The sequence below is a fragment of the Cellulosimicrobium protaetiae genome (assembly GCF_009708005.2).
In the GTDB taxonomy this organism is placed as follows: domain Bacteria; phylum Actinomycetota; class Actinomycetes; order Actinomycetales; family Cellulomonadaceae; genus Cellulosimicrobium; species Cellulosimicrobium protaetiae.
Genome location: NZ_CP052757.1, coordinates 574,386 through 599,411, shown reverse-complemented (window position 1 = coordinate 599,411; position 25,026 = coordinate 574,386). Strand labels below are relative to the sequence as shown.

Here is a 25,026-nt window from a genome sequence, read left to right as displayed (position 1 = left end):
CGGGACCCGACCCCAGCTCGTCGGCGACCTGCCGCTCCGGCAGGTCGAGCAAATAGCGCAGCACCACCACACGTCGACGCTGCGGGCTCAGCTGCACCAGGGCCCGAGCGAGCGCGTCTTGCTCGGCGTTGCCCTCCTCGGTCGACGCCTCCTGCCTCGACGGGACCTCGTGCGGCTCCGTGAGGTGCTCCCGGCGATGCTTGCGCCAGTGATCGATGCGCGCGTTGGCGAGCACGCGTCTCGCAGAGGCGAGCGGGTCTCGATCGCGCGCCCGGGGCCACGCCACGTACGTGCGCACCAACGCGTGCTGCACCAGCTCCTCCGCACGATGCACGTCGCCGCACAACAGCCACGCCGTCCGAGAGAGCGCCGGCTGCGCGTCGACCATGAAGGCCGTGAACTCCGCGTCCCGCTGGGTCCTGACGCCGGACTCGACAGGCAGGACGACCTCGTCGCTCGCACCGATCGGTGCCACCAACCCCTCTGTCGCCGTCATGCACAGAACACGGGCCACGCGCCCATGAGGTTGCTCGCCGAGCTGGGCGCGTTCCCGACCTAGCCGAGCGCGACGGCCGCGACCCCTGCCGCGACGGCGAGGGGTGCGAGCACGAGACCTTGGCGGACCACGTGCCACGTGGGCGGCGGCCCGTGCTCGAACGCGTGGCGGCGGTACTGCTGCCACCACAGCACGGTCGCGAGCGATGCCCACGGCGTGATCAGCGGCCCGGCGTTCACCGCGACGAGGAGGGTCGCGAGCCGGTCGACGCTCTCCCCCGCCGCGGGCAGCAAGGCGAGGAACGCGGGCAGGTTGTTCACCAGGTTGGCGGCGACGACGCCGGTCGCGGCCAGCTGCGCGAGGTCGCCCGGCCCGTCGCCCGTGCCCGCGACGGCGGCGAGGAGGTCGCCGAGCCCGTGCGCGTGCCAGGTCTCCACGAGCACGAACAGTGCCGCCACGACGAGCGCTGACCGCCACGGCAGCATCTCCCGCACCGGCACGAGGGGCCGCACGCGCCGCCACCACGTCGCGAGCGCGAGCACCGCGGCACCCGCGAGCGCCGTCGGCGCGACGGGGAGCTCGACCGTGAACGCGACCGCGAGGAGCGCGACGACCACGGCGGTGACGCGCAGGAGCAACCGGTCGGGCGGCGTCGGGCCCGCTCCCGCGAGGGTGAAGCGCCCGCGCAGGTCTCGGCCGTGCAGCACCAGCAGCACGACGACGGTCACGGCCAGGACCGCGAGCGCGGGCGCCCACATCACCCCGACGTACCCGGCGCCGAACCGGTGCGACGCGAGCAGGTTCGTGAGGTTCGAGACCGGCAGGAGCAGCGACGCCGTGTTGGCGAGCGCGAGGACCGTGAGCGCGAGCGGCAGGGGCCGCGTGCCCGTGCGGCGCGCGAGGGCGAGCACGACCGGCGTGACGAGCACCGCCGTCGTGTCGAGCGAGAGCACGACCGTGCTCGCCGTCGCGAGGAGGACGACGAGCCCCCACAGCGCGATCCGCCTGCCCCGGGCGAGCCGCGCCGCGCGGGCCGCGACGGCGTCGAACAGCCCCGCGCCCGCGCAGAGCTCCGCGACCACGGTGATGGCGAGGAGGAAGATCAGCACGGGCCCGGTGCGCGCGAGCAGGTCGCGTGCGTCGGCGGCCGGGAGCAGCCCCGTCGCGGGCAGCACGACGACCACCACCGCCGCGACGAGCCACAACGGCAGGCGACGCCGACGGCGGCGGGGAGCCGCGGCGTCGGCAGAGGGTTCGGTCGTCACGGCGGTCAGGGTACGGCCGGAGCGCGCCCCAGGCGCCCCGGTCCGCCGTCGGGTAGAAAGCGAACATGACCCCGCAGCCGCCGCCCGTCGCGTGGTCGTGGTCGCGTGTGCTCCTGGGCCTCGCGTACGTGGCGCCCGCGGCGGTCGTGGCACTGACGCTCGACCCGGCCCGTGGGCTCGTCGTCGCCGTGGGCGTGCTCCCCGCCGCGGCGCTGCCGCTCCGGGGGCCGCGCCGGCGGCGCGCGCTCGTCGTCCTCGTCGGCGCGGTCGCCGGCGTGTCGCTCCTGCTCGGCTCCCTCGTGGGCGGGACGCCGCCGCTCGCCGTCCTCACGATCCTGGCGCTGTGCGTCGCCGTCGCGACAGCGACGGCCGTCCCCGAGCGGCGCCTCGCTCCCCTGGCTCTGGGCCTCGGCGTCCCGCTCGTGGGGGCGGGGCTCTCGCTCGACGGGCCCGCGGTCGGAGCGCAGGCCGCGGCGCTGCTGGTCGCCGGGTCGGTGTACGCGTGGCTCGTGTCGCTGGCCTGGCCAGTGACCCCAGCGCCGCCGCGATCCCACCGCCCACCGCCCTCACCCGGCACGGCGGCGCTCTACGGGCTCCAGGTCGGGTTCGCGGGCGCGACGGCGGCCGCCCTGGGGTTCGCCGCCGGGATCGACCACCCGGGCTGGGCCCCGACGGCGGCCCTGCTCGTGAGCCGCCCGCGCTGGGACGCCCTGCGCAACCGGGGCGTCGGGCGGGCGGTGGCCGTCCTCGCGGGGGCGCTGCTCGCGTGCGCGGTCGCGGCGACGGCCCCGCCGCCCGTCGTGCTCGCCGCGGTCGCCGTCGTCGCGATCGGGGGCGCGGCCGCCACGGCGGGGAGCCGATGGTACGTGCTCCCCTTCTTCTCGACCCTGCTCGTCCTGTCCCTGCTCCTCGTGCACGACGACGCGCCGTCGGCCCACTGGTTCGTCGAGCGCGTGGGCGAGACCCTCGTCGGTGTCGGGCTCGCGATCAGCGCGGCCTGGCTGGTGCCGAGGGTCGCGGCCCGGATCGCCGCGAGGTCGGCGGCGCGGTCAGGGGCGCGTCAGCAGCAGTCGCACGACTGACCTGCGCGCCCGGCGGGCCGTGCCGGGCGCACCTTGTGGGGCTCGTGCGCGTCGTGCGGTACCGCGACGGGTACGCAGCACGCGTCCCCGCGCCACGCCTCCACGCCCTCCTTGACGGCGACGGCCGCGATGACGAGCGCGGCGAGCGGGTCAGCCCAGGACCACCCGAGCGTCGCGTTGAGCACGAGCCCGACCAGCAGCACCGCGGACAGGTACGTGCACAGGAGCGTCTGCCTCGAGTCCGCGACGGCGGACGCCGACCCGAGCTCGCGGCCCGTGCGGCGCTCGAACCAGGACAGGAACGGCATGACGGCGAGGCTCACGGCGGCGAGCCAGATGCCCACGACGGAGTGCTCGGGCTCGGCCGCGCCGAGCAGCGACCGGACGGCGTCGACGGACACGAAGGCCGCGAGCCCGAAGAACGAGACCGCGATGACGCGCAGCGCGGCCCGCTCGCGCCGGTGCGGGTCGGGCGCGGCGAACTGCCAGGCCACCGCGGCGGCGGACAGGACCTCGACGACCGAGTCGAGCCCGAACCCGACGAGCGCGGCCGACGACGCGACGCGGCCCGCGGTGATCGCGACCACCGCCTCCACGACGTTCCAGGTGATCGTCGCCGCGACGACCCAGCGCACGCGGCGCTCGAGGAGGTCACGACGCGCGGCGTTCGGGGCAGCGGGTCCGGGCCGCGTGCGGTCGAGCGGGACCGACGTCATGAGCACGTGCACCCGTCGGGGCCGCAGCACGTGGGGTCGACCTGGACGACGAGCCGCAGCAGGTCGTCGAGGGCGGGGGCCAGGTGGGGGTCGGCCAGGCGGTACCAGGTGCGACGGCCGTCGGGGATCGCCTCGACGAGCCCGCACCCGCGCAGGCACGCGAGCTGGTTCGACATCACCTGGCGCGAGACGCCGAGCGCGTCAGCGAGGTCGGACGGGTAGGCGGGCGCCTCCCGCAGCGCGAGGAGGACGCGCGTGCGCGTCTCGTCCGACAGGGCGTGCCCCAGCCGCGCGAGCGCCGCGGTGTGGGTGAGCGTGACCGTCTCGACCATGCGCTCGACAGTACAGGAACTCGTGTATTCACAAAAGGATGTATCCCCGCGCACCACGGGAACCGCCGAGCCCGGGGTTGTCGCCCGCCAGGTCGCCGAACCCAGGTCTATGGCCGGGTTCGCGGCGTCGATGAGACAAACCCCGGGTTCGGCAGCGGCCGGCGGTGCGGGTTCCATTAGTATCTGCGTATGCGTGAAGATGCGAAGGCTTGCACATTCGGGGTGGACAGCCAGTACGTCGAGCTCGCGGCGGAGGTGTTCTCGCTGCTCGCGGACGCGACACGGGTCCGGATCGTCCTCGCCCTGCGCGACACCGAGCTGCCGGTCAACGCGCTCGCGGAGATCGTCGGCAAGTCCCCGACGGCGGTGTCGCAGCACCTCGCCAAGCTGCGGTGGGGCCGCATCGTCCGCGCCCGCCAGGAGGGCAACCGCGTCTTCTACTCGCTCGTCGACGAGCACGCGCGCACTCTCGTGACCCAGGCGGTGTTCCAGGCGCAGCACGCCGTCGACGACCACCCCGCGCACCACGCCGACGACGCGCACGTGCTCGACGGGTCCTCCCCCACCCCCGGGGCCGTCGCGGACGCCGAGGTGCAGCGGTGAGCACGACCCGACCGGCCGCGGTCGGTCACGACCACGACCACGACCACGACCATCCTCACCCGCCCGGGCTGCGCGGCTGGCTGCACGAGGTGTTCGTGCCGCACTCGCACGACGCGGCCGACTCCATCGACGACGAGCTCGTCGCGAGCGGCCAGGGCATCCGGGCGGTCAAGGTGTCCCTCGTCGTGCTCGGCGCGACGGCGCTCGCGCAGCTCGGCATCGTCGCGGTCAGCGGGTCCGTCGCCCTGCTCGCGGACACCGTCCACAACCTCTCCGACGCGCTCACGGCCGTGCCGCTGTGGATCGCGTTCGTGCTCGGACGCCGCGCGGCGACGCGCCGGTACACGCACGGCTACGGCCGGGCCGAGGACCTCGCGGGCCTGTTCATCGTCGCGATGATCGCCCTCTCGGCGGTCGTGGCCGGCGTCGAGTCGGTGCGGCGCCTCGCGGATCCCCAGCCTGTGGACAACCTGGGCTGGGTGATCGCGGCGGGGATCGTCGGCTTCGCGGGCAACGAGGCGGTCGCCGTGTACCGGATCCGCGTCGGGCGCCGCATCGGCTCGGCCGCGCTCGTCGCGGACGGCGTGCACGCGCGCACCGACGGCTTCACCTCGCTCGCGGTCGTGATCGGCGCGCTCGGCGTCCTCGCGGGCCTCCCCCTCGCGGACCCGCTCGTCGGGCTGCTCATCACCGTCGCGATCCTCGTGCTCCTGTGGGGCACCGCGCGCGACGTCGGGCGCCGGCTCCTCGACGGCGTCGACCCGGAGCTCACGGACCGGGCGCGCCACGCGCTCGACGGTGTGGACGGGCTGGAAGGTGTGGACGACGTCCGGCTGCGCTGGTCGGGCCACCGCCTGGCCGTCCAGGCGCGCGTCCTCGTGCCGCCCGAAACGCCGGTCGCCGCAGCCGACCAGGTCACCGCCGCGGCCGACACGGCGCTGCGGCGTGCACTGCCGTCGGTCGGGACGGTCGACGTCGTGGTGGCACCCGCCCGCTGACCGGCCCGCCCGCCCCGGCCGGGCCCCAGCCCGGGGTTCATGGCCACACGTCGCCGCCGAGCCCGGGGTTGCGCGTAACCGGCCACCCGATGTGCCACGCAACGCCGGGCTCGACGCCGTGCGGGGCAGGATCTCGCGCGAGACCCCGGGTCGGCACCGGAGGGAGCGGGGGCGAACGTGGGTGGTCGGCGTGAGGATGGAGCATGCTGCTCGCCGAGGTCGCCGCCACGTCCGACGCCGTCGCCGCCACGCGCTCGCGCCTCGCCAAGCGCGCGGCCATCGCGGACCTGCTGCGCCGCGTCGCGGACGACGCAGGCTCGGTCGGCACCGCTGACGACACCGACGACGGCGGCGACGGAGGCAGGCGCGACGAGGTCGAGATCGCCGTCGCGTACCTCGCGGGCGAGCTGCGCCAGCGCCGTACGGGACTCGGGTGGCGGTCGCTGCGTGACCTGCCCACCCCGGCCGAGGAGCCGAGCCTCACGCTGACCACCGTCGACGCGGCGTTCGCGCGCATGGCCGACCTCTCCGGCCCCGGCTCGGCGACGGCCCGCCAGGCCGAGGCCAGCGCGCTGTTCGGTGCCGCGACGGCGCGCGAGCAGTCGCTCCTCGCGGGGCTCGTCTCGGGCGAGCTGCGGCAGGGCGCGCTGGACTCGGTCGTGGTCGACGCCGTCGCTGAGGCCGCCGGGGTACCCGCCGACGCGGTGCGGCGTGCGGTCATGCTCGCGGGAGCGACGGGACCGGTCGCGCGCGCCGCGCTCACGGCCGGGAGCCCCGAGGCCGCGACCGAGGCCCTCGCGACGCTCCGGCTCACGGTCGGCCGGCCCGTCCGGCCGATGCTCGCGCAGTCCGCGCCCGACGTCGGCGCCGCGCTCGAGAAGCTGGGCGCCGGCCCGGCGACGGGCAGCGACGACGACGCGGGCGACCACCCGCCGTCGGGCACCGCCGTGGCCGTGGACGTGAAGCTCGACGGGATCCGCATCCAGGTGCACCGCGACGGGGACGACGTGCGCGTGTTCACGCGCTCGCTCGACGACATCACCGAGCGCGTCCCGGAGATCGTCGCCGCGGCCCGGGCCCTCCCGGCCCGGACCCTCGTGCTCGACGGCGAGGCGCTCGTCGTCGGGCCCGACGGCGTCCCGCGCCCGTTCCAGGAGACCGCCGCCCGCTCCGCGACCCAGGGCGAGCGCAGCGCCGCCGAGGAGGCCGAGCTCGCGGCCTCGCTCGAGCTGTCGCCGTTCTTCTTCGACGTGCTGCACGTCGACGGGCGCGACCTGCTGGACGAGCCGCTGCGCGAGCGGCTCGCGGTGCTCGACGATGTGGCCGGGACGCACGCCGTCCGGCGCCTCGTCACCGACGACGCCGACGCCGCAGCCGCGTTCTTCGAGGGCGCCGTGGCCGAGGGGCAGGAGGGCGTCGTCGTGAAGTCGCTCGACACCCCCTACGCGGCCGGGCGGCGCGGCGCGGGCTGGGTCAAGGTCAAGCCGCGGCACACGCTCGACCTCGTCGTGCTCGCTGTCGAGCAGGGCTCGGGCCGGCGCCGGGGGTGGCTCTCGAACATCTGGCTCGGCGCGCGCGACCCCGACGGCGGGTTCGTCATGCTCGGCAAGACGTTCAAGGGCATGACGGACGAGATGCTGGAGTGGCAGACCCGCCGGTTCCGCGAGCTCGAGACCTCTGACGACGGGTACGTCGTGCACGTGCGGCCCGAGCAGGTCGTCGAGATCGCGTTCGACGGGCTCCAGCGCTCCACCCGCTATCCCGGCGGCCTCGCGCTCCGGTTCGCGCGCGTGCTGCGCTACCGCGACGACAAGACCGCCGCCGAGGCCGACACGATCGACGCCGTGCGCGCGCTCGCGCGGTAGGGCGCGGTCAGCGCGGGCGGGCCGAGGGGTCCGGCGCGACGAGCCGGACGGTGCCGTCCCGGTCGACGAGCACCCGTCGGCCGGACGCGTGGTCGAGGACGTCGACGACGTCGTCGTCCGGCGTCACCGTCACGGTGAACAGCGGCCGGCTCCCGCCGAACGGCGGGTACGGCTGGAGCGCACCCACCCCGGCCTCGGCGCGCGCCCTCTGCTCCGGCGTGAGCCGCGCCCACGAGAGCCGCTCGCGCAGCCAGGGCGGCTGCGTCTCGACCGACCGCGGGAACCGCTCCAGGTCGCGGGCGTAGTCGGCGGGCCCGGCCGGGGGCAGGAAGCCGGGTTCGGTGTCGAAGTCGTACGACGCGTCGACCTCGCCGTCGGCGCGGACCGTCAGCGAGATCGTGAACCAGGCACCCAGACCGGTCGGCGCGGTGACGGCCCGCAGCTCGGCGAGCGCCTCCGCGAACGCCGGGGAGGTCGGCTTCTGCGCGGGGGGCGGCGGCCATCCGCCGACGACCGACACGTGCTCCTGCGTCCGGTCGGCCACGACGAACGCGCGGTACGACAGCTCGTCCCAGGGCTCGGTCTGTGCCGCCGCCAGCTCCCGCGCCAGCACCGTCACCAGACGCCTCTGCGCCTCGACCGCCATCGCACGCCTCCCCGTCCCGGCCCTCGACCGGGGCCGACCTCCGCGCATTCTCCCGCACTCCCGAACCCTCCCGTCCCGAGAGACGACCGTGCCCGCGTCACGGCGCGAGACTGTGACGCGGGCACGTCGGGTGCGGGTCAGCAGGTCGGCACGGTGACCGTCTGCTCGACCGTCTGCTCGCCGTCCGGGCCGGTGGCGGTCACGGTGACCACGAGGTCACCGGTCGCGCCGCGCGCCGCGAACGACTGGTAGGCGTTCGCCCCGGGCGCGACGCTCGTGAACGTCTTGGCCCCGAGCGCCGAGGCGAGCTCGACGTCCACCGCGGCGTCGGAGACGTTCACCGCGCGGACCGCGACGTACGGCTTGCCGGCGAGGCAGCGCGGGCTGAGCGTGACCTCGACGAGCTCGACGTCGGCCGGCTCCTCCAGGGCGTCGATCGCCCCCTGGAGCGCGAGGCGTGCGTCGCGCAGCGCCTCGTCCGACGCCGCGGCGTCGTCCCGGGTCTCGGTCGCCGCGGCGAGCGCCGTGCGGAACGCCTGCCACGACTCCGGGCTGTACCCCTCGTCGGTCAGGGCCTCCGCGCTCGTCACGGTGTTCTCGAGCCGACGACGCTCGGCGGGCACGAGCTGGTCGGTCGCCAGCCCGAGACGGCGCGCCCGCTCGTCGACCTGCGCCTGACCGGCGCCGTCGACGGTGAGGAGCGACCGCGCAGCCGCGAGCTCGCGCGTGAAGACGCCCGCGTCGATCCGGCCGTACCGGTCGATCTCCGCCTCGAACGCCTCCGCGTCCTCGACGGACGCGGCGAGCGCGGCGGTGTCGGTCGTCGGTGCCTCGACGTCGTACGCGTCGGTGAAGAACCGCATGCTGTCGAGGTTCGCGACGTACGGGTGGTCGGCGTACGCCTCGGTCGAGAGGCGCACCCACACCTGGTGCTTGCCACGCACCGTGCTCGGCAGGTCGACGACGGCGGTCCCGTCCGTGGTCCAGCTCGACCCGGTGCTGGCCAGCGGGACGCTGACGAACGGCTCGCCCGGGTTCGCCGGGTCGAACGCGTCGAGGTACACCGACAGGGCCGAGTTCCGACCTGACCGGTTGGAGTTGTGCACGTAGTGGACGGAGAGCTGGTCGAGCGCGGCGGAGCCGAGGTCGATCTCGCCGTACGCGAGCCAGTCGCCGTCCGCGGTGCCGCCCACGTTCGTCACCGGTCCGCTCGTCCACGTCGAGCTCTCGTTCTTCAGCCCGCGGCCGGAGTTCGACGTCCACGCCTCGGACTCGACGACGACCGACGTCGGGCCGCCCGGTGCGAACGTCAGGCTGTCGAGGTTCGCGACGTACGGGTGGTCGGCGTACGCCTCGGTCGTCAGCCGCACGAACACCTCGTGCGTCCCCTGCACCGTCTCGGGCAGGACGACGGTCGCCGTCCCGTCCGAGGTCCAGCTCGACCCGGTCGTCGGCAGCGGCACGGTGGCGAACGGATCGCCCGGGTTCGCCGGGTCGAACGCGTCGAGGTACACCGACAGCGCCGAGTTCCGCCCGGAGCGGTTCGAGTTGTGGACGTAGTGGACCGACAGCTCGCCGAGCGGGAGCTCACCCAGGTCGACCTCGCCGTAGGCGAGCCAGTCGCCGTCCGCGGTGCCGCCGACGTTCGTCACCGGCCCGCTCGTCCAGGTCGAGGACTCCTTCTTGAGCCCGCGACCGGAGTTCGCGGTCCAGTCCTCGGCCTCGACCGTCACCGTCGGGGACTCGCCCGGCTGGCCCGGGGCGGCCGGGTCCTCGGCGCTGAACCGGAACCAGTCGAAGTTGCCGACCCAGCTCCGGCCCGACGGCGCGAGGAGCTCGAACGTGACGGCCTTCGCGTCGACGAGCGCCTGCACGTCGCCGAGCTCCGCCGTCACCTCGGTGTACTTGCCCCAGCCGCTCGTGCCCTTCAGGTCGACGGTCGCGACCACGGGGCCGCTCACGTCGCCCGCGTGCACGCGCACGGTGCTCGGCGTGTCCGTCGGGGCGAAGCTCGTGTCGTACCGGACCGTGAGGAAGCGCGGCGGGGTGTCCCCGGCGGCGGTCTCGAAGGTCATGTCGCGGTACTGCACCCACGACCCGGAGCGCACGCCGCCGAGGTTGCCGGACGAGCTGTTCGCCTCGTTCTTCAGCTCCCCGCCCGACCACGCCTCGGACTGCTCGGCCTCGAGCGTGCGGTAGCCGCCGCCCGTGAGGTCGAGCGCGTCGATCGTGGCACCGAGCCGGTCGGCCGCGAACCGCAGCGCGATGCTCGTCGCGGCCTCGTCCGCGAGCGCCTCCTGCGCCTGCGCCAGCGCGGTGGAGAAGCGGTCGAACGTCACCGAGGAATAGTTGCCGTGGCGCACGAGCACCGCGTCGTCGACGAGCCCGACGAGCGCGTCGCGCTCGGCGGACGCCACGGACAGCCGCAGCGGGGAGAGCACCGAGACGCCCTGGCCGCGCAGCGACGACGCCGCGACGCCGTCGGCGAGCGCGCCGTCGCCCAGGTGGACGTAGAAGCGCGCGTCAGCGGACGCCGTTCCCGTCAGCGAGACGGTGAGCGCGGTCGGCGACGCGACCGTCACGGCCGCCGTGACGCCGTCGGGCAGCCCGACGACGCTCGCCGCCCCGCTCGCGACGAGGTCCGTTCCGGCGGACGCGGCGAACCGCGCGCCGTCGAGCGTGAGCGTCACGGTCGCGTCGAGCGCGCCGCCGTCGCCCGTCTGCACGGTCGTCGGGTCGGCGCTGACGCGCGGGCCCGCGGCGGGCTCGTCGGTGGCAGTGCTCATCGAGAACGCGGGCTCGGTGTCCGTGCCCCAGTCGCTCGGCTGCTCGCCCATGCGGAACGCGAGGTCAGCGCCCCCGATCACGGTCTGGTAGTCGACCCACGTGTTGCCGAACGGCGCGCCGTCGAGCGTCGCGGACTGGACGTAGAACGCGTCCTCGGAGACGCCGTCGGCCGTCACCGTGAAGGCGCTGCCGTCGTCGTAGGTGATGGTCGTGGCGTCGAAGAACGGCGACCCGATCTGGAACTCGGACGACCCGGCGGTCACCGGGAACAGCCCGACGGCCGCGGCGACGAACATCGTCGACATCGTGCCCGCGTCGTTGTCCATCGTGGGGAGCATGCCGCGCGGGTCGAGCTGGTAGACCTTCGTCTTCACGGGGGGCGTGAACTCGCCGCCGCCGCTCGGGACCGCGCTGGAGGAGCCGGTCGCGATGTACCGGTTCCAGGTCTCCTTCGTGTAGATCGCGCGCGTCCACTTCTGCGTGAGGCTCGGCTCGCCCGTGTAGTTGAAGAGGTACGGCGCCTGCAGGTCGATCTCGTTGGCGTTCGAGTGGAGCATGGCCTTGCCGTCGTCCGGTGCGTGCTCGCCGAACATGTGGCGCATCGCGAGCCGCGCCGCCTCGGTGCCGCCCATCGCCTCGACGAGCGCGTCCATGTCGTACGCGTCGTACCAGTGGTACTGCCAGAGCGTGCCCTGGTAGAGGCTCGCGGCCTCGAACTTCGCGTAGTCGGCGGTCTGCCACGAGCCGTCGGCGGCCCGCGGGGTGAGCAGGCCGACCTGCGTGCCGTCCGCCGCGGTCCACGCACCGGGCTTGGTGAGCTTCTCGATCGGCCACGACGCCTGCTCGCGCATCGTCTGCGCCTCGTCCGTCATGCCGAGCTCGTCCGCGATCACGGACAGGCCGTACTGGTCGTAGCCGCGCTGGACGGACGCGCCGGGGTTGCCCGCCACGTAGCCGCGCTGGAGCTCGTCCGCGCTGTACTGGCCGACGAGCCGCTTGAGCGCCGGGTACGCCTCGTCGAGGCGGTCGAACCCGTCGAAGCCCTTGGCGATCGCGTCCGCGACCACGACCGACGACCGCTCCCAGCGGACCGTCGGGACGGAGTGCACGAACCCGCCGAGGCCGCTGCCCGTGCCGGTCGCCTCGGCGTCCGCGAACAGGTAGACGAGCGACTGCACCATGTCGCGGTACAGCGCCGGGTCGATGTAGGCGATGACGGAGAACTTGCGGAAGTCGTCCCACGTGGCCCACGAGTCGTAGTACGTGAAGCCCTGCGCGGCGTGCACCGCGCCGTCGACGCCGCGGTACGTGCCCGACGTGCTCGTCGCGTTCATCGGCATCGCGAACATGCGGTACAGGTGCGTGTAGAAGAGCTTCTGGAGCTCGCCCGTCGGGTCGGTCGCCGTCGACGCGTCGATCGCGACCCGCCCGAGCGTCGCGTTCCACTCGGCGCGCGTGCGGTCACGGATCTCGTCGAACGACAGCTCGCCGAGCTCGACCTGCTGGTCGACCCGCGCCTGCTCGACGCTCACCGGCGACAGCGTGACCTGCAGGCCGACGTCCCCCGCGTCGGCCGGGTCGAACGTGAGGATCGCGCCGGTGTCGACGCCGTCCTGGGCCGTGGCGTCGACGAGCTTGTCGTCGTCGCCCCAGGTCTGCACCGTCGCGGGCTGGAGCGTGCGCGCGGTGTAGTACAGCGTGTACGCGGCGTTGTAGAAGTAGCCCGTGACCTGCCCGGACAGCTCCACGGTGCCGTCCGCACGCGTCTCGACCTCCACCGAGGACGACCGGCGGCTCGTGTTGTTGGTCTCGAGGTCGACGACGAGGCTCGGCGTCGAGCCCTCGGGGAACGCGTAGCGGTGCACGCCCGAGCGCGTGGTCGCCGCGACCTCGGCCTCGATCGTGCCCGGCGCGGCGGCGATGGCGCCGTCCTTGCCGGCGACGTTGCCGAGCCCGACGGAGTAGAACCCCGGGCCGGCCTGCTCGTCGTCGTGCGAGAAGGTGTGCGCGTACGTGCCCGTGCCGGGCCGCGCCGTGTACGACCCGGCGGTCGGGACCACGAGGATGTCACCGCCGCCGCCGGAGCCCCCCACCCCGTCGAGATTGGTGTGCGTGAAGCCCGAGATCTTCGACTGCGCGTAGTCGTACCCGGTGTTGTTGCGGCCCGGCGTGGTGCGCGGGTTCACCTTCGCGAGGCCGTTGGGCGCCTGCGCGGCCGGCATGTCGTTGCCGTAGTCGCCCTCGGTGCCGACGAACACGTCGACGAGCGACGCGAGGTCGCTCTCGGCGGCGTTCGCCGCGGGGGCCGCGACCGCGGCGGCGGGCGGCAGGACGCCGACCGCGAGCGCGGCGGTGAGGGCGCCCGCGAGGGCACCCACGAGCCGGCTGCGACCGCCTCGTCGGGGGTGGGGGTCGGACGTCGGGCTGGCCCCGCGTCGTCCGACAGCGCTGTCAAGACGCGCGGCAGATGGTCTGGCCACGAAAGCTCTCCTTGGGGGGTCGTGCCGAGGCTGCTCCGCCTCGCCGCGCCCACGGTACGTGCCGGACAGGGCCGCCTCAAGACCCCGTCCGCGAAGTTCACCTGCCCGACGGGCGCGGTTCCCTGCCCCGACACCGGTCTGCCGAGCGCCCGCGGCCGTCCGAGAACTCGTGCCGAGACGCTGCATCCGCGCGGGCCTCCGCGCCGGAAGAGGGGGTGTCAACAGCCCGAGCGCCCGGTCCCGACCGGGCCCCCGCAACCGGAGGACACCATGCACCGCACCGCACGACGCAGCGCCGCGCTCGCGGGCGCAGCCACCCTCGTCACCACCCTCGCCGGGGTGGGAGCTCTCGCGCTCCCGGCCCACGCCGCCACCGCCGACGGCGCCTCCCTGTCCGTCCTGCACGGCGTGCCCGACACCCCCGTCGACGTCTGGGTGAACGACGAGCTCACGCTCGACGACTTCCAGCCGGGCGACCTCGCCGGGCCGCTCGACCTCCCGGCCGGGTCGTACAGCGTCGCGATCACCGCGCCCGACGCGACCGACACGAGCGCCCCGGTCATCGGCCCCGTCGACCTGCCGCTCGAGGCAGGGACGAGCTACACCGCCGTCGCCCACCTCGACGCGGGCGGCCAGCCGACCGCGACGCTCTTCACCAACTCGACCGAGCCGACGGCGGCGGGCCAGGGCAGGCTGACCGTCCGCCACGTCGCGGCGGCACCCGCGGTCGACGTGCTCGCGGGCGGCACCGCGGTCGTCACGGGGCTCGAGAACCCGAAGGAGGCCGTGCTCGACCTCCCGGCCGGCACGGTGTCTGCCTCGATCGCCGCCGCCGGCACGACCGAGCCGGTGCTCGGGCCGGCAGACCTGACGGTCGCCGAGGGAGTCAACACGATCGCCTACGCCTGGGGCAGCCTCGAGGCGGGCAACCTCGCGCTCGCCACGCAGACGGTCGAGGGTCTCCACTCCTCCCCGTCCGGCGTTCCCGCGGGTCTCTCCGGTCTCGCCGCCGAAGCCCCGAGCAGCACCGCCACGGGCGTCGCGATCGCGTTCGGCGCATCCCTGTTCGGGCTGCTGCTCGTCGCCGCGGTCGTCATGCTCGCGCGCGCGTGGCGCGAGCAGCACGCGCACGCCACGCACCCCGTCCGGAGCGACCGGGACGCATGACGCAGCGCACGAACCCCGGTCCCGTGCGCCCCGCCCGGGGTGCGCGGGACCGGCTCCTGACCCTCCTGGGGGCGGTGCTCGTCACCGCAGCGGTCGTCGCCGGATGCTCCCCGCCGTCCGTCGACGAGCCGGCCGACGGACTCCTCGGACCGACGGCCGACGCCCCACCCGTCCCGGTCCCCCACCGGGACGGGGCGGGGACCGCAGGGACGTCCGGGCCCGCCCGGGACGTCCCGGTCCGACCGGCCCAGGACGTGCCCGCCCCCGCGCCGCCCGCGCCCACTCGCGTCGTCGTCGCCGACCTCGACGTCGACCTCCCCGTCGAGCCGGCGGGCGTCGACCCCGAGGGGCGGATGGCCCTGCCGGGCAGCGGGGACGTCGCCGCGTGGTACCGGTTCGGCCCGGCACCCGCGAGCCCCGCCGGCACGACGGTCGTCGCGGCCCACGTGGACGACCCCGACGGCGTCGGGCCGTTCGCCCGGCTCGCGGAGATCACGACGGGAGCGCGCGTCGACGTCGTCGACGCGACGGGCGCCTCGTACACCTACACAGTGACGGACGTGCGGAGCGTCCCGAAGCCCGACGTCCCGCTCGACGAGCTCTTCGACCGCACGGGCGAGCGCCGCCTCGTGCTCGTGACGTGCGGGGGCGCGTGGGACCGCGACCGGCGCTCGTACTCGGACAACGTCGTCGTGACCGCGACACCCGTCCGGTGACGCCCCTCCCCGGCCGGCGCTCACGGGGCGCCCCGCGAGCGGGCGACGGCCCCGGCGCTACGATCGCTGCTACCCGCTCGCCGCTGCCGCCCGGGCGGTCGGCGCCGACCCTCGAGGACCCGCCCTGAACGTGACCGAGACCGGGACGACCGACCCGGACCTGTGGCGCCTCGGCCGTGCGTTCGCGGACGGCGACGAGGCCGCCCTCGCGGAGGCCTACCGGCGGTGGTCCGCGCTCGTGCACACCCTGGCCCTGCGGTCGCTCGGCACGCGCGCCGACGCGGAGGACGTGACCCAGCAGGTGTTCGTCGCGGCGTGGCGCGGGAGGGCGCGGTTCGACCCCGACCGGGCCCGGCTGCCCGCGTGGCTCGTCGGGATCACGCGGCACACCGTCGCCGACGCGCACGAGGCCCGCGCCCGGGTGCGCCGGTCCGAGCAGGCGGCCGCCACGGACCCCCGGCCCGCCGTGGACGAGGACGCCGACGTCGGACGCGTCGCCGACCGCGTGCTCCTCTCCGACGAGCTGCGGCGGCTCGGCGATCCCGGCCGGACGATCCTCGAGCTCGCGTTCTTCCGCGACCTGACCCACGTGCAGATCGCCGAGGAGCTCGGCCTCCCGCTGGGTACGGTCAAGAGCCACGTACGACGGAGCCTGATCCGGCTGCGCGACCGATTGGAGGTGGACGGTGCAGCACATCGATGACGAGACCCTCGCGCTCCTCGCGCTCGGCGAGGACGTGCTCGACGACGACGCGCGCGCACACCTCGCCTCCTGCGCGGAGTGCGCCGACGGCGCCGCCCGGCTCGCGCGCGTGGCCGACGCGTTCGACGGCGCCGACGCGCCCGACGACCTCGTCGAGCCCGACGCCGCGGTGTGGTCGCGGGTCCAGGCCGAGCTCGGCCTGACGACCGGCGCGACCGGCACGGCCGTCGTCGTGCCGCTCGCGGCGCGGCGCCGACGGGTCTGGGTCCCGGTCGCGGCGGCGGCCGCCGCCGCGCTCGTCGTCGGCGGCGTGGGCGGCATCCTCTGGGAGCGCCGCGAGGTCGAGCCGCCCGAGACGACGGTCGCGAGCGCGACGCTCGACCCGCTGCCCGACTGGGAGGGCGCGACCGGCGACGCGCGCGTCGAGGAGCAGCCCGACGGGCGGCGCCAGGTCGTCGTGACGGTCGACGCCCCGGTGCCCGAGGGCACCTACCGCGAGGTGTGGCTCCTGGCCGAGGACCTCAGCGGTCTCGTGAGCCTCGGCGTGCTCGACGGCGCGGAGGGCCGGTTCGACCTGCCCGACGGGCTCGACCTCACGCAGTTCCCCGTGGTCGACGTCTCGGAGGAGCACTTCGACGGCGACCCCGCGCACTCGGGCGACTCCGTCGTCCGAGGTCCGCTGGACGTGTAGTCGACGCCCCCGGGGCCCGGGCACCCCTCAGGCCCGGACGTACTCCGCGAACGTCACGCCGGACTCGAAGGTCTGCGTGCTGGTCGGTCGCCACGACCGGGGCGCGTACGCACGCTCGGCGAACAGCGGGATCCCGGCCCCGAGCAGCACGGGGTTGACCTTCAGGGCGAGGCGGTCGATCTCGTCGGCCAGCGTCGCGGCGAGCGCGCCCCCGCCGCACAGCCAGATCCCCTTGCCGTCCTCCCGCTTGAGCGCGCGGACCGTCTCGACCGGGTCGGCGTCCGTGAAGTGCACTCCCTCGCTCCCCGCGGGCGCCTCGTGGGCCTGGCTGAAGACGATCTGGCGCAGGTGCCGGTAGGGGTTCGCGAGGTGGTGGTCGGGGAGCCCGACGGCGTAGGTGTTCCAGCCCATGAGGACCGTGTCGAAGGGACCGTCGGCCACCGAGAAGCCCACGGCCTCGGCCAGGTCGGTCGGCGCGGTGCCGCGGTACCGCGCCCAGATCGGCTCCATGTGGTCCCCCTGGGCGAGGAACGTGTCGAACTCGCCGTGCGGGCCGGCGATGTACCCGTCGAGGCTGACGGCGACGTAGTAGGTCAGTTCTCGCATCGTTCCTCCAACAACTACAGGTGAAGTGGTCGCAAGCAGACTACAACAGGTGCAGTGGTTCCGGTAGCCTCGGCGCATGGCGAAGAACACCACGCGCCGCAGCGCTCTCTCGGACGCCGGCATCGCCGTGCTCGCCCGCGAGGGATCGCGCGGCCTGACGCACCGCGCGGTCGACGACGAGGCGGGGGTCCCGACGGGCACGACGTCGAACTACTTCCGGAGCCGGGACGCGCTCGTCGCCGGGCTCTTCGAGCGCATCGGGGAACGGCTCGCCCCCTCGCCGGAGGACCTGGCCCGGCGCGCGGGGCAGCAGCCCGACCGCGCGCTCTTCGCCGACTACCTCCGCGACATCGTGCGCCGGCTGTCCGCGGACTCCGACGTCACCCGGGCCCTGTTCGAGCTGCGGCTCGACTCCGGGCGCCGCCCTGAGCTCGCCGCCCTGCTCGGGCCGTGGCTGCGCGCGGGGTTCGAGGCCGACGTCGAGTTCAACCGGTCCGCGGGCCTGCCCGGGGGACGCCGGGAGATCGCCCTGTTCCACTACGCGATCGACGGGCTCCTCCTCGACCGGCTGACGACGTCCGTCGACCCCGACGTCCCGGTCGACGACGTGATCGACGCGCTCGTGGCGGGCCTCCTCCCGGAGGCCTGAGGTCGCGGTCCCTGCACCCCCGGCGCCCGAGGGCCTACGCCCGGCGACCGTCGAGGCGGTCGAGGCGGTCGAGGCGGTCGAGGCGGTCGAGCCACCCCCGCACCGGTCCGGCGGAGACGAGCCCCGATCCCGCGCCGGCGAGCTCGTCCGGCACACGAGCGAGCGCGTGCCGGGCGCGCCCTGCGAGCCCTACGTCCCGGAGCCGGACGGCGGTCTCCGCGACGAGCGCCCAGCGCAGCTCACGCAGGTGGTCGGCGGGCGGCTCCGGTGCCGCCCGTGCGAGCTCGGCCGCACCGCCGCGGTCGCCCGCGTCGAGCGCGAGCAACGGCTCGACCCAGGGCGCGTACGGCCCGGTGTCGCCGAGACCGTCGAGAGGCCGCCCGTGCCGGAGGCGCACCGTGACCAGCGCGAGCGGGAGCAGCCCGTCGCGCACGCCCGGCATGCGCACCCCGGCCAGCAGGTCGTCGGCAGCCCGGTACGCGCGTGCCGCCGCGTCGGGCGGCGCGGTCTCGGCGTCGCGCATCGCCCGGTACCAGGCGGTGAGCATCGGGACCACGGGCGACTCGTACCCCGCGGCGACGTCCTCCGCCGCCGCGGCGTGGGCGTCGGCGTCGCCGAACCGCCCGGCTCCCGCCGCGGCCTGCATCCGGACGAGGTGGCCGAGGATCGCGAACGTCGGCAGGTCGTGTGCCCCGGCCAGCGCGACGAGCTCCGTGCCCGTCCGGTCCCGCTCGGCGCCCGCGCCCGGGCGTTGGAACGACTGGAGGAACCGGGCGTTGAGCGCGAGGGCGAGGGTGCCCGGGTCGCCGACGTCGCGCGCGATCCCCACGGCGTCCTCGGCCGCGGCCCACGCCCACGCGTCGCGGCTCCCCCGGTGCTCGATCCCGACGACGGCGAGCAGCCGCGCCCGCAGGACCGGCGCCGCGTCGGGGCCGAGGCGGCGCAGCGTGCGCCGCGCGACGCCGACGAGCGCGTCGGCCGAGGCCGGGTCGTCGCTCCGGGTCCAGACCGCCGGGACGTCGTACGCCGTCACCGTCCGCGCGGTGAGCACCGGGTCGCCCGTCGCCTCCGCCGCGAGCGCCGCCGCGATCCGCTGCTGCTGCGCGGTCGCGAGGTGGTCGCCCGCCGCGATCGCGAGCGTGCGGGCGACGTCCACGGTGGACCGCAAGGACGCCCGCGACCCGGTCGGCGCGGTCACCGCGAGACGCGGCCCCGGCGTCGGCCCGTCGAGAGACGGCGCCTGGTCGAGGACGTCGCGCTCGAGGCGCGCGAGCTCCGGGCCCGGGTCGAGGCCGAGCTCGTCGGCGAGCCGGCGGCGCGCGCGGCGCACGACGCCCAGCGCGTCCGACTGCCGACCGTCGCGGTACAGGGCGAGCGCGAGCAGCACCCACGCCCGCTCGCGCCAGGGGTGCGCGGCGGCGTGCGGGTCGAGCGCGGCGACCGCCTCGCCGGGTCTGCCGTCCGCGAGCAGCCCCTCGGCGAGCAGCTCGACGGCGCGTGCGTAAGCCTCGGCGAGACGCCGCCGCTCGGCCCGGACCCACCCGCGCCCGGGCAGGTCGGCGTACGGCTCGCCGCGCCACCCCGCAACCGCCTCCTGGAGCGCGCGCGTCGTGCCCGACGGCGCGCCCCCGTCCGGCGTCGCCGGCACGCCGTCGGGAAGGGCTGCCGCCGGACCGCCCGCCGCCCGCACCCCGGCCCGGTCGACGGCCGCCTCCAGCCGTGCCGCGTCGAGAGCGCCGTCCGGGAGCCGGAGCGCGTACCCGCCGTGCTCGGTGACGAGCACGCGCGGCGGTGTGCGCGAGCGCCGCTCGGGTTCCAGACGGCGGCGCAGGTCGCCGACGAAGGTCGCGAGGGCGCCGCGCCGGTCCCGCGGGTCGTGCTCCTCGTCGTCCCACAGGTCCTCCGCGAGCCGCTCGAACGACACCGGGCGACCGCGCGCGGCCGCCAGCCGGGCCAGGAGCTCGCGCTGCCGCGGGCCGCCGGGGTCGACCTCCGCGCCGTCGCGCAGCACCCGGACCGGCCCGAGCACCTCGACGCGCAGCTCCACCACCCCGCCATTCTCGCCGCACCCGCGTCCCGGGGCGCGTGCGCGACCCGGCGCCGGCCCGCACTGATCGGACGCTGATCGGTCGGTCGCAGGATGGGTCACGAGCCGCCCGGGCACCACCCGGGCGCCTGCCCCGACCCGAGAGAGGAACCCCACCCCATGCAGATCCCCGGCTTCGAGACCCGCACCGTCGAGGTGGCGCCCGACGTCGCGCTGCGCGTCGAGACCGCGGGCGAGGGCACGCCCGTCGTCCTGCTGCACGGCTTCCCCCAGACCCGCCACATGTGGCGCCACGTCGCGGCCGACCTCGCGCAGGACCACCGCGTGATCGTGCCCGACCTGCGCGGCTACGGCGACAGCGCGAAGCCCGCCGCGACCACGCCCGACGTCTACGCCAAGCGCACGATGGGCGACGACGTCGTCGCGCTCGCCGACGCGCTCGGCGTCGACCGGTTCACGCTCGCCGGCCACGACCGCGGCGCGCTCGTCGCGTTCCGCGCCGCCCTCGACCACCCGGACCGCGTGAGCCACCTCGGCATCCTCGACGTGGTGCCCACGCTCGACACGTGGGACGTGCTGCACGGCGTGGACGCCGCGGTCGCGTTCCACCTCTACCTCATGGCCCAGCCCCCGGGCCTGCCCGAGGACATGATCCGCGGCAGCGCCGACGCGTTCTTCGGGTACTTCCTCGACGCGTGGGCCCAGGACCCGTCCGCGATCCCGGCCGACGTCCGCGCCCACTACCTGGCGGCGAGCCGCGACGCCGTCGACTCGATCGTCGCGGACTACCGCGCCACGGCGACGGTCGACGTCGAGCACGACCAGGCCTCGCTCGACGCCGGCGACCGCCTCGCCATGCCGGTCGCCGTCGTCCAGCAGGACTGGGGCGCGCAGCTCGGGTACGACGCCGCGGGCGTCTGGCGCCGCTGGGCGCCGGACCTCGAGCACCTCACGACGACGGCCGGGCACTTCATGGCCGAGGAGGCGCCCGACGACGTCGCCGCGGTCCTGCGCGCCCTCGGACGACGCTGACCGCCCGGGGGCCGTGCCCTGCCCTGCGGCGCGCTCAGCCGCCCGCCACGGCCGCACGGCCCGGGTGCAGGAGCAGGGTGACGAACCCGAGGCCGCCGCGGTAGCCGTGGAGCCAGCCGTCGCGGTGCTTCTCGACCTCGGCGAGCACCTCGCGCGCCTCGGGGTGGTCCGGGTTCTCGACGGCCCACCGGGCGGGCGCCCCCGTCCACGCCCACTCGTAGTCGTCCCACTCCTCCTGCGTGCTGACGTGCCCGTGCACCGTCGCCCAGCCGTGCCGCGTCACGAGGTCGACGGTGCCGGGCAGGTCGAGGTACTCGTCCGCCGACGCCCCGCCCAGCCCGTCGAGCACGGCCTGCGTCGGGGGCGCGGGCCAGAAGCAGTCGCCGAGCAGGAGGAGGCCGTCGGCCGCGAGGTGGCCGCGCGCGGCGTCGAGCGTCGGGGCGAGCCCCCCGAACGCGTACGCCGCGCCCACGCTGAGCACGGCGTCGAACGGCGCGTCGCCCGCGTACTCCCGCGCGTCGCCCTGGACCAGGGTCAGCCGGTCCGCGACGCCCGCGTCCGCGGCCTGGGCGAGCGTCTGCTCGAACCCGACGTCCGACGTGTCCACCCCGACCGCCGTCAGACCCGGGTGCTGCCGCAGCGCCCGCAGGAGCCACGTGCCGTCGCCGCACCCGAGGTCGAGGACGCTCGCCCGGCCTCCCACCGCCCGGCGGAGCAGGTCGTCGACGCGCGCGTCGCTGAGCGGCGACGCGATCGGGTGGTCGGAGTGCGCGAGGCGTACGAGCGTGGATCGTCCCATCCACGCACCGTAGGCCGGACGCGGCCGGGCCGTCAGCGAGATTTCGCGCACCTTTCACGCGTCCCGCTCAGCGGTACCAGTCCTCGTCGATCGACGCGAGGCGCGACGGGTGCACCTCGGGCCCCAGTCCGTAGAACCGCTGGAAGCTCATGGGCAGCGGACGCCACCGGTCGGGGTCGACCCGGTCGGCGGTCCCGGGCATCCGGACCTCCTCGTGGACGTGCACCCGCGTCACGCGCACCTCGAACGCGACGAGCGACCCGGAGCGCGCGTCGTCGTCGCGCCCGAGCGGGTGGGCGTGCACGAGCCGCGCCTCCAGGGCGACGGGGCACTGCGCGGCGCCGCGGCGGCGCGACCGTCTCCGACGGGACGGGCGTCAGCCCGGCCCGCGCGAACTTCTCCGGCTCGTACCGGTAGCCCACGGCGGCCTTGCGCTCCGAGACCGGGTTCCGTCCGGTCGTCAGGGCGATGCGGTCGACGGCGTCGACCTGGGCCGCCGACGGGAGGTTGATCTCGACCTCGCGCGTCGCGCCGAGGTTGAGCGCCGTCTGCGAGCGGGACGGGGCGGGCAGACGCCGTGGTGGCGGTGGTGGTCATGCCTCCAGGCTCGTCGGCTCGGCTCCGCCCGTCTGGCGGTGGTCGGACCTCGCGTCCGGCCGGTCGGGCCGGTCGCCCTGGGGCCGCGACGGCCGGCGCACGGTCGTAGGCTCGACGGCGTCCTGTCCGCCCCGTCGAGGGAGCCACCGTGCGCGCGACCGTCATCCACGCCCCGTACGACGTCCGCGTCGAGGAGCGCGACGACCCGCGCCTGCTCGCACCGACCGACGCGATCGTGCGCGTCGAGGCGGCGTGCGTGTGCGGGTCGGACCTGTGGACGTACCGGGGGTTGAACCCCGTCGAGCGACCCGTCGCGATGGGGCACGAGTACGTCGGCACGGTCGAGGAGGTGGGCTCCGACGTCCGGACCGTGCGCCCGGGGCAGCTCGTCGTCGGGTCGTTCTTCGCGTCCGACAACACGTGCCCGATCTGCCTCGCCGGCTACCAGACGTCGTGCGTCCACCGTGAGCCCGTGCGCGGCGCCCAGGCCGAGCTGCTGCGCGTCCCGCTCGCGGACGGGACGCTCGTCGCGACGCCCGAGCGCCCCGACGACGACCTCCTGCCCGCGTTGCTCACTGCGTCCGACGTGCTGGGCACCGGCTGGTTCGGCGCCCGCGCCGCCGAGGCGGGACCGGGGAGATCGATCGTCGTGGTCGGCGACGGCGCCGTCGGGCTGCTCGCGGTCCTCGCCGCCGCGCAGCTCGGGGCCGAGCAGGTCATCGCCATGAGCCGGCACGCGCCCCGTCAGGAGCTCGCGCGGGCGTTCGGCGCGACGGAGGTCGTCGCGGAGCGTGGTGACGAGGGTGTCGCGTGCGTTCGGGACCTCACCGACGGGCTCGGCGCGCACGGTGTGGTCGAGGCCGTCGGCACGCCGGGCTCGGTGGCGCAGGCGCTCGGCGCGGTCCGTCCCGGGGGCCACGTCGGCGTCGTCGGGCTGCCGCACGGCGTCGAGCTCCCCGTCGTCGACATGTTCTACCGGCACGTGCACTGGTCGGGCGGCCCGGCGCCGGTCCGCCGGTACCTGCCCGAGCTGATGGACCTCGTCCTCGACCGACGCATCGACCCCGCGCGGGTGTTCGACCTCGAGCTCTCCCTCGACGACGCCGCCGCGGGGTACGCCGCGATGGACGAGCGCCGCGCGATCAAGTCCCTGCTGCGCCTCTGACCACGCGATTCGTCACCAGGGGCGGCGCTGCGGGACCATGTGCGGCGGGGCGACGGGGTCATGCCACGGCCTCGCGGTCGCCCAGGCCTGGCACGAGGAGCAGCAGTGAACGGTACGGCCCGGAGCGCCGTCCTCTCGACGTGGGTGGTCTCCCCCGGCGAGGTCGCCGCCGGTGAGTTCCGGTACTACCCCGGCACGGACACGTGGTGGTGGTCGGACGCCCTCACCGAGCTGTTCGGCTACGCGCCGGGCGAGGTCGTCCCCACGACGGAGCTCCTCCTGTGGCACCACCGCGCGACGGGCAAGGACCGCGAGCAGACGCTCGCGGCCATCGCGAGCGCGGCGTCGGGCGAGGCCCCCGTCCAGGTCCAGGTCATGCAGGACGCCCGCGGCGAGGAGCGCGCCGTCGTCGTGCTCGTGGACGCGGCGTGGGCGGACCCGAGCGGGGTCCCCGGCGCGCGCGGCGTCGTCCTCGACGTCACGAGCGTCGTCGGCGTGGGCGCGCGTGCCCAGGCGAACGAGCAGATCGGCCTCTGGGCGCAGTCCCGCGCCGCGATCGAGCAGGCGAAGGGCATCGTGGCGCTCGCGTACCGCGTGACCCCCGACGCGGCCTTCGCGGCGCTGCGGCGCTCGTCGAGCCTCGCCAACGTCAAGGTGCGCGAGCTCGCGGAGGCGATCGTCGCGATCGCCCAGGACCTCCCGGCAGGCGCGGACCCGCGCCCGGCGCTCGACCGAGTGCTCGGGGGCGCGGACCAGGCCGCCTGAGCGGCCTGCGCGCCCGCCGCGGGGAGGGCACGTCCGCGTCAGTCGAGCCAGGACGGGTCGTCGACGAGCTCCTGGAGCTCGTTCACGAGGCGCGCCACGTGGAACCCGTCCGCCGCGGCGTGGTGCACCTGGACCGCGAGCGGGAGGAACGTGCGCCCGTCCCGTTCGACGTACCGCCCCAGCGTGAAGATCGGCGCGAGGTGCCGCCAGCCGTCGCGGATCGCGAGCGTGAAGCCCGTGAACGACGCCCAGGGCAGGCTCGACACGTCGAAGCTGTTGGGCGGGGGTGTGCCCTGCGGGAAGAACGTCGTCGCGGACCGGTGCTCGGCGAGCAGCGCCGACGCCGCGGCGTGGAACGCGCCGAAGTCCGCGTCGTACGGCGCCCACACGGCCGAGAACGTCTCGCGCTCCGGGTTCAGCACGGTGAACGACGGGTGCACCACCGGCCAGACCCCCGGTGCGTCCGCGTCGTCGAGCACCAGGCGGAACTCCTCGTGCCGGTTCACGACCGTCGCGAGCGCCCAGACCTGCGCGACGTACGTCTTGCGGGACGACCCGGTCAGCGCGGCCGCGAGCGCCGTCACGTCCAGCTCGACGGTCATCGCGTACGTGCACGGTGACGCGTGGAGGAAGTGCTCGAAGTGCTCGCGGCGCGGCCAGGTCGCGACGTCGATCGGTACGGGAGTGCCCACCGCACCAGCGTCACAGGGGCCGGTGCGGGAAGCACGGGCTTTTCGGCCCAGGAGGGCGCGCTCGCGAGACGATCCGACGGCGCGCACGACGACGCCCGGCCCCCGCACCGTGGGTGCGGGGGCCGGG

At 75.6% G+C, this 25,026-nt stretch carries 22 protein-coding genes and 1 pseudogene; 12 read left to right on the top strand and 11 right to left on the bottom strand.

Features of this window, described 5'->3' with window-relative positions:
• Positions 1-22: 22 nt before the first annotated feature.
• Positions 23-388: pseudogene (locus FIC82_RS20960) on the bottom strand (sigma factor); the annotation flags it as partial.
• 167 nt (positions 389-555) lie between these two features.
• A complete protein-coding gene (locus tag FIC82_RS02615; protein WP_168731433.1) occupies positions 556-1,761 on the bottom strand; it encodes an SLC13 family permease in 1,206 nt (401 codons plus the stop codon).
• A gap of 65 nt (positions 1,762-1,826) precedes the next feature.
• Here FIC82_RS02615 and FIC82_RS02610 point away from each other — a divergent pair, with 65 nt between their 5' ends.
• Positions 1,827-2,843: an FUSC family protein gene (locus FIC82_RS02610; protein ID WP_154797443.1), complete on the top strand. Its 1,017-nt coding sequence runs from the start codon at positions 1,827-1,829 to the stop codon at positions 2,841-2,843.
• Here FIC82_RS02610 and FIC82_RS02605 read toward each other — a convergent pair.
• A complete protein-coding gene (locus FIC82_RS02605) occupies positions 2,822-3,559 on the bottom strand; it encodes a cation efflux transmembrane domain-containing protein (RefSeq protein ID WP_154799762.1) in 738 nt (245 codons plus the stop codon). The two genes, FIC82_RS02610 and FIC82_RS02605, sit on opposite strands and share 22 nt — an antisense overlap.
• Entirely contained in the window at positions 3,556-3,891 is a 336-nt protein-coding gene (locus FIC82_RS02600) for an ArsR/SmtB family transcription factor (protein WP_047230949.1), read from the bottom strand. Before FIC82_RS02600 ends, FIC82_RS02605 begins: the two co-directional genes overlap by 4 nt.
• Before the next feature lie 189 nt (positions 3,892-4,080).
• Here FIC82_RS02600 and FIC82_RS02595 point away from each other — a divergent pair, with 189 nt between their 5' ends.
• The 3 genes from FIC82_RS02595 (at position 4,081) to FIC82_RS02585 (ending at position 7,357) form a co-directional block, all read left to right on the top strand.
• On the top strand, positions 4,081-4,494 hold the full coding sequence (locus FIC82_RS02595; protein WP_154797442.1) for an ArsR/SmtB family transcription factor: 414 nt from the start codon (positions 4,081-4,083) through the stop codon (positions 4,492-4,494).
• Positions 4,491-5,492: a cation diffusion facilitator family transporter gene (locus tag FIC82_RS02590; protein WP_168731432.1), complete on the top strand. Its 1,002-nt coding sequence runs from the start codon at positions 4,491-4,493 to the stop codon at positions 5,490-5,492. The genes FIC82_RS02595 and FIC82_RS02590 overlap by 4 nt, the downstream gene beginning before the upstream one ends.
• A 203-nt stretch (positions 5,493-5,695) precedes the next feature.
• Complete coding sequence (locus FIC82_RS02585; RefSeq protein WP_154797441.1) at positions 5,696-7,357, top strand: ATP-dependent DNA ligase; 1,662 nt, start codon at positions 5,696-5,698, stop codon at positions 7,355-7,357.
• A gap of 7 nt (positions 7,358-7,364) precedes the next feature.
• On the opposite strand, the gene FIC82_RS02580 is transcribed toward FIC82_RS02585, so the two are convergent.
• Positions 7,365-7,976: a hypothetical protein gene (locus tag FIC82_RS02580; RefSeq protein WP_154797440.1), complete on the bottom strand. Its 612-nt coding sequence runs from the start codon at positions 7,974-7,976 to the stop codon at positions 7,365-7,367.
• Positions 7,977-8,140: 164 nt separating this feature from the next.
• The gene (locus FIC82_RS02575) at positions 8,141-13,168 is read right to left on the bottom strand and encodes a glycoside hydrolase domain-containing protein (RefSeq protein ID WP_154797439.1); all 5,028 of its coding nucleotides are present in this window, start codon (positions 13,166-13,168) and stop codon (positions 8,141-8,143) included.
• A 372-nt stretch (positions 13,169-13,540) separates the two neighbouring features.
• Between FIC82_RS02575 and FIC82_RS02570 the strand changes: the two genes are divergently transcribed.
• The 4 genes from FIC82_RS02570 to FIC82_RS02555 all read left to right on the top strand — a co-directional run bounded on the left by FIC82_RS02570 (position 13,541) and on the right by FIC82_RS02555 (position 16,547).
• Entirely contained in the window at positions 13,541-14,437 is an 897-nt protein-coding gene (locus FIC82_RS02570; RefSeq protein WP_154797438.1) for a DUF4397 domain-containing protein, read from the top strand.
• Entirely contained in the window at positions 14,434-15,153 is a 720-nt protein-coding gene (locus FIC82_RS02565; RefSeq protein WP_154797437.1) for a class F sortase, read from the top strand. Before FIC82_RS02570 ends, FIC82_RS02565 begins: the two co-directional genes overlap by 4 nt.
• Before the next feature lie 130 nt (positions 15,154-15,283).
• Positions 15,284-15,856, top strand: a complete 573-nt coding sequence (locus tag FIC82_RS02560; RefSeq protein ID WP_216609964.1) for an RNA polymerase sigma factor — start codon at positions 15,284-15,286, stop codon at positions 15,854-15,856.
• Positions 15,840-16,547: an anti-sigma factor gene (locus FIC82_RS02555; RefSeq protein ID WP_168731431.1), complete on the top strand. Its 708-nt coding sequence runs from the start codon at positions 15,840-15,842 to the stop codon at positions 16,545-16,547. Before FIC82_RS02560 ends, FIC82_RS02555 begins: the two co-directional genes overlap by 17 nt.
• Before the next feature lie 27 nt (positions 16,548-16,574).
• On the opposite strand, the gene FIC82_RS02550 is transcribed toward FIC82_RS02555, so the two are convergent.
• Complete coding sequence (locus FIC82_RS02550) at positions 16,575-17,153, bottom strand: dihydrofolate reductase family protein (RefSeq protein ID WP_154797435.1); 579 nt, start codon at positions 17,151-17,153, stop codon at positions 16,575-16,577.
• 76 nt (positions 17,154-17,229) lie between these two features.
• Here FIC82_RS02550 and FIC82_RS02545 point away from each other — a divergent pair, with 76 nt between their 5' ends.
• Entirely contained in the window at positions 17,230-17,802 is a 573-nt protein-coding gene (locus tag FIC82_RS02545) for a TetR/AcrR family transcriptional regulator (RefSeq protein WP_154797434.1), read from the top strand.
• Positions 17,803-17,836: 34 nt separating this feature from the next.
• Here FIC82_RS02545 and FIC82_RS02540 read toward each other — a convergent pair whose 3' ends face one another.
• Positions 17,837-19,852: a BTAD domain-containing putative transcriptional regulator gene (locus FIC82_RS02540; RefSeq protein WP_216609963.1), complete on the bottom strand. Its 2,016-nt coding sequence runs from the start codon at positions 19,850-19,852 to the stop codon at positions 17,837-17,839.
• Positions 19,853-20,008: 156 nt separating this feature from the next.
• On the opposite strand from FIC82_RS02540, the gene FIC82_RS02535 reads away from it, so the two are divergent.
• Positions 20,009-20,881 carry an alpha/beta fold hydrolase gene (locus FIC82_RS02535; RefSeq protein ID WP_154797433.1) on the top strand — a complete coding sequence of 291 codons (873 nt, stop codon included), beginning with the start codon at positions 20,009-20,011 and terminating at the stop codon, positions 20,879-20,881.
• A 34-nt stretch (positions 20,882-20,915) separates the two neighbouring features.
• Here the strand turns inward: FIC82_RS02535 and FIC82_RS02530 are convergent, their stop codons facing one another.
• Together FIC82_RS02530 and FIC82_RS20765 are read right to left on the bottom strand one after the other, a co-directional pair.
• Complete coding sequence (locus FIC82_RS02530; protein ID WP_154797432.1) at positions 20,916-21,680, bottom strand: SAM-dependent methyltransferase; 765 nt, start codon at positions 21,678-21,680, stop codon at positions 20,916-20,918.
• 67 nt (positions 21,681-21,747) lie between these two features.
• Positions 21,748-21,984, bottom strand: coding sequence for a hypothetical protein (locus FIC82_RS20765; RefSeq protein WP_216609962.1), 237 nt, complete (start codon positions 21,982-21,984; stop codon positions 21,748-21,750).
• Between the two features lie 441 nt (positions 21,985-22,425).
• Here FIC82_RS20765 and FIC82_RS02520 point away from each other — a divergent pair, with 441 nt between their 5' ends.
• The gene (locus tag FIC82_RS02520; protein ID WP_168731430.1) at positions 22,426-23,442 is read left to right on the top strand and encodes a zinc-binding dehydrogenase; all 1,017 of its coding nucleotides are present in this window, start codon (positions 22,426-22,428) and stop codon (positions 23,440-23,442) included.
• Between the two features lie 105 nt (positions 23,443-23,547).
• Positions 23,548-24,207, top strand: coding sequence for an ANTAR domain-containing protein (locus FIC82_RS02515; protein ID WP_168731429.1), 660 nt, complete (start codon positions 23,548-23,550; stop codon positions 24,205-24,207).
• Positions 24,208-24,245: 38 nt separating this feature from the next.
• On the opposite strand, the gene FIC82_RS02510 is transcribed toward FIC82_RS02515, so the two are convergent.
• The gene (locus FIC82_RS02510; RefSeq protein ID WP_168731428.1) at positions 24,246-24,899 is read right to left on the bottom strand and encodes a CatA-like O-acetyltransferase; all 654 of its coding nucleotides are present in this window, start codon (positions 24,897-24,899) and stop codon (positions 24,246-24,248) included.
• Between the last annotated feature and the right edge of the window lie 127 nt (positions 24,900-25,026).

Excerpts from the sequence above, each read along its gene's own strand:
- FIC82_RS02610 (WP_154797443.1), top strand. The coding sequence starts at position 1,827 with ATGACCCCGCAGCCGCCGCCCGTCGCGTGGTCGTGGTCGCGTGTGCTC.
- FIC82_RS02605 (WP_154799762.1), bottom strand. The coding sequence starts at position 3,559 with ATGACGTCGGTCCCGCTCGACCGCACGCGGCCCGGACCCGCTGCCCCG.
- FIC82_RS02600 (WP_047230949.1), bottom strand. The coding sequence starts at position 3,891 with ATGGTCGAGACGGTCACGCTCACCCACACCGCGGCGCTCGCGCGGCTG.
- FIC82_RS02595 (WP_154797442.1), top strand. The coding sequence starts at position 4,081 with ATGCGTGAAGATGCGAAGGCTTGCACATTCGGGGTGGACAGCCAGTAC.
- FIC82_RS02585 (WP_154797441.1), top strand. The coding sequence starts at position 5,696 with ATGCTGCTCGCCGAGGTCGCCGCCACGTCCGACGCCGTCGCCGCCACG.
- FIC82_RS02570 (WP_154797438.1), top strand. The coding sequence starts at position 13,541 with ATGCACCGCACCGCACGACGCAGCGCCGCGCTCGCGGGCGCAGCCACC.
- FIC82_RS02565 (WP_154797437.1), top strand. The coding sequence starts at position 14,434 with ATGACGCAGCGCACGAACCCCGGTCCCGTGCGCCCCGCCCGGGGTGCG.
- FIC82_RS02550 (WP_154797435.1), bottom strand. The coding sequence starts at position 17,153 with ATGCGAGAACTGACCTACTACGTCGCCGTCAGCCTCGACGGGTACATC.
- FIC82_RS02545 (WP_154797434.1), top strand. The coding sequence starts at position 17,230 with ATGGCGAAGAACACCACGCGCCGCAGCGCTCTCTCGGACGCCGGCATC.
- FIC82_RS02535 (WP_154797433.1), top strand. The coding sequence starts at position 20,009 with ATGCAGATCCCCGGCTTCGAGACCCGCACCGTCGAGGTGGCGCCCGAC.
- FIC82_RS02530 (WP_154797432.1), bottom strand. The coding sequence starts at position 21,680 with ATGGGACGATCCACGCTCGTACGCCTCGCGCACTCCGACCACCCGATC.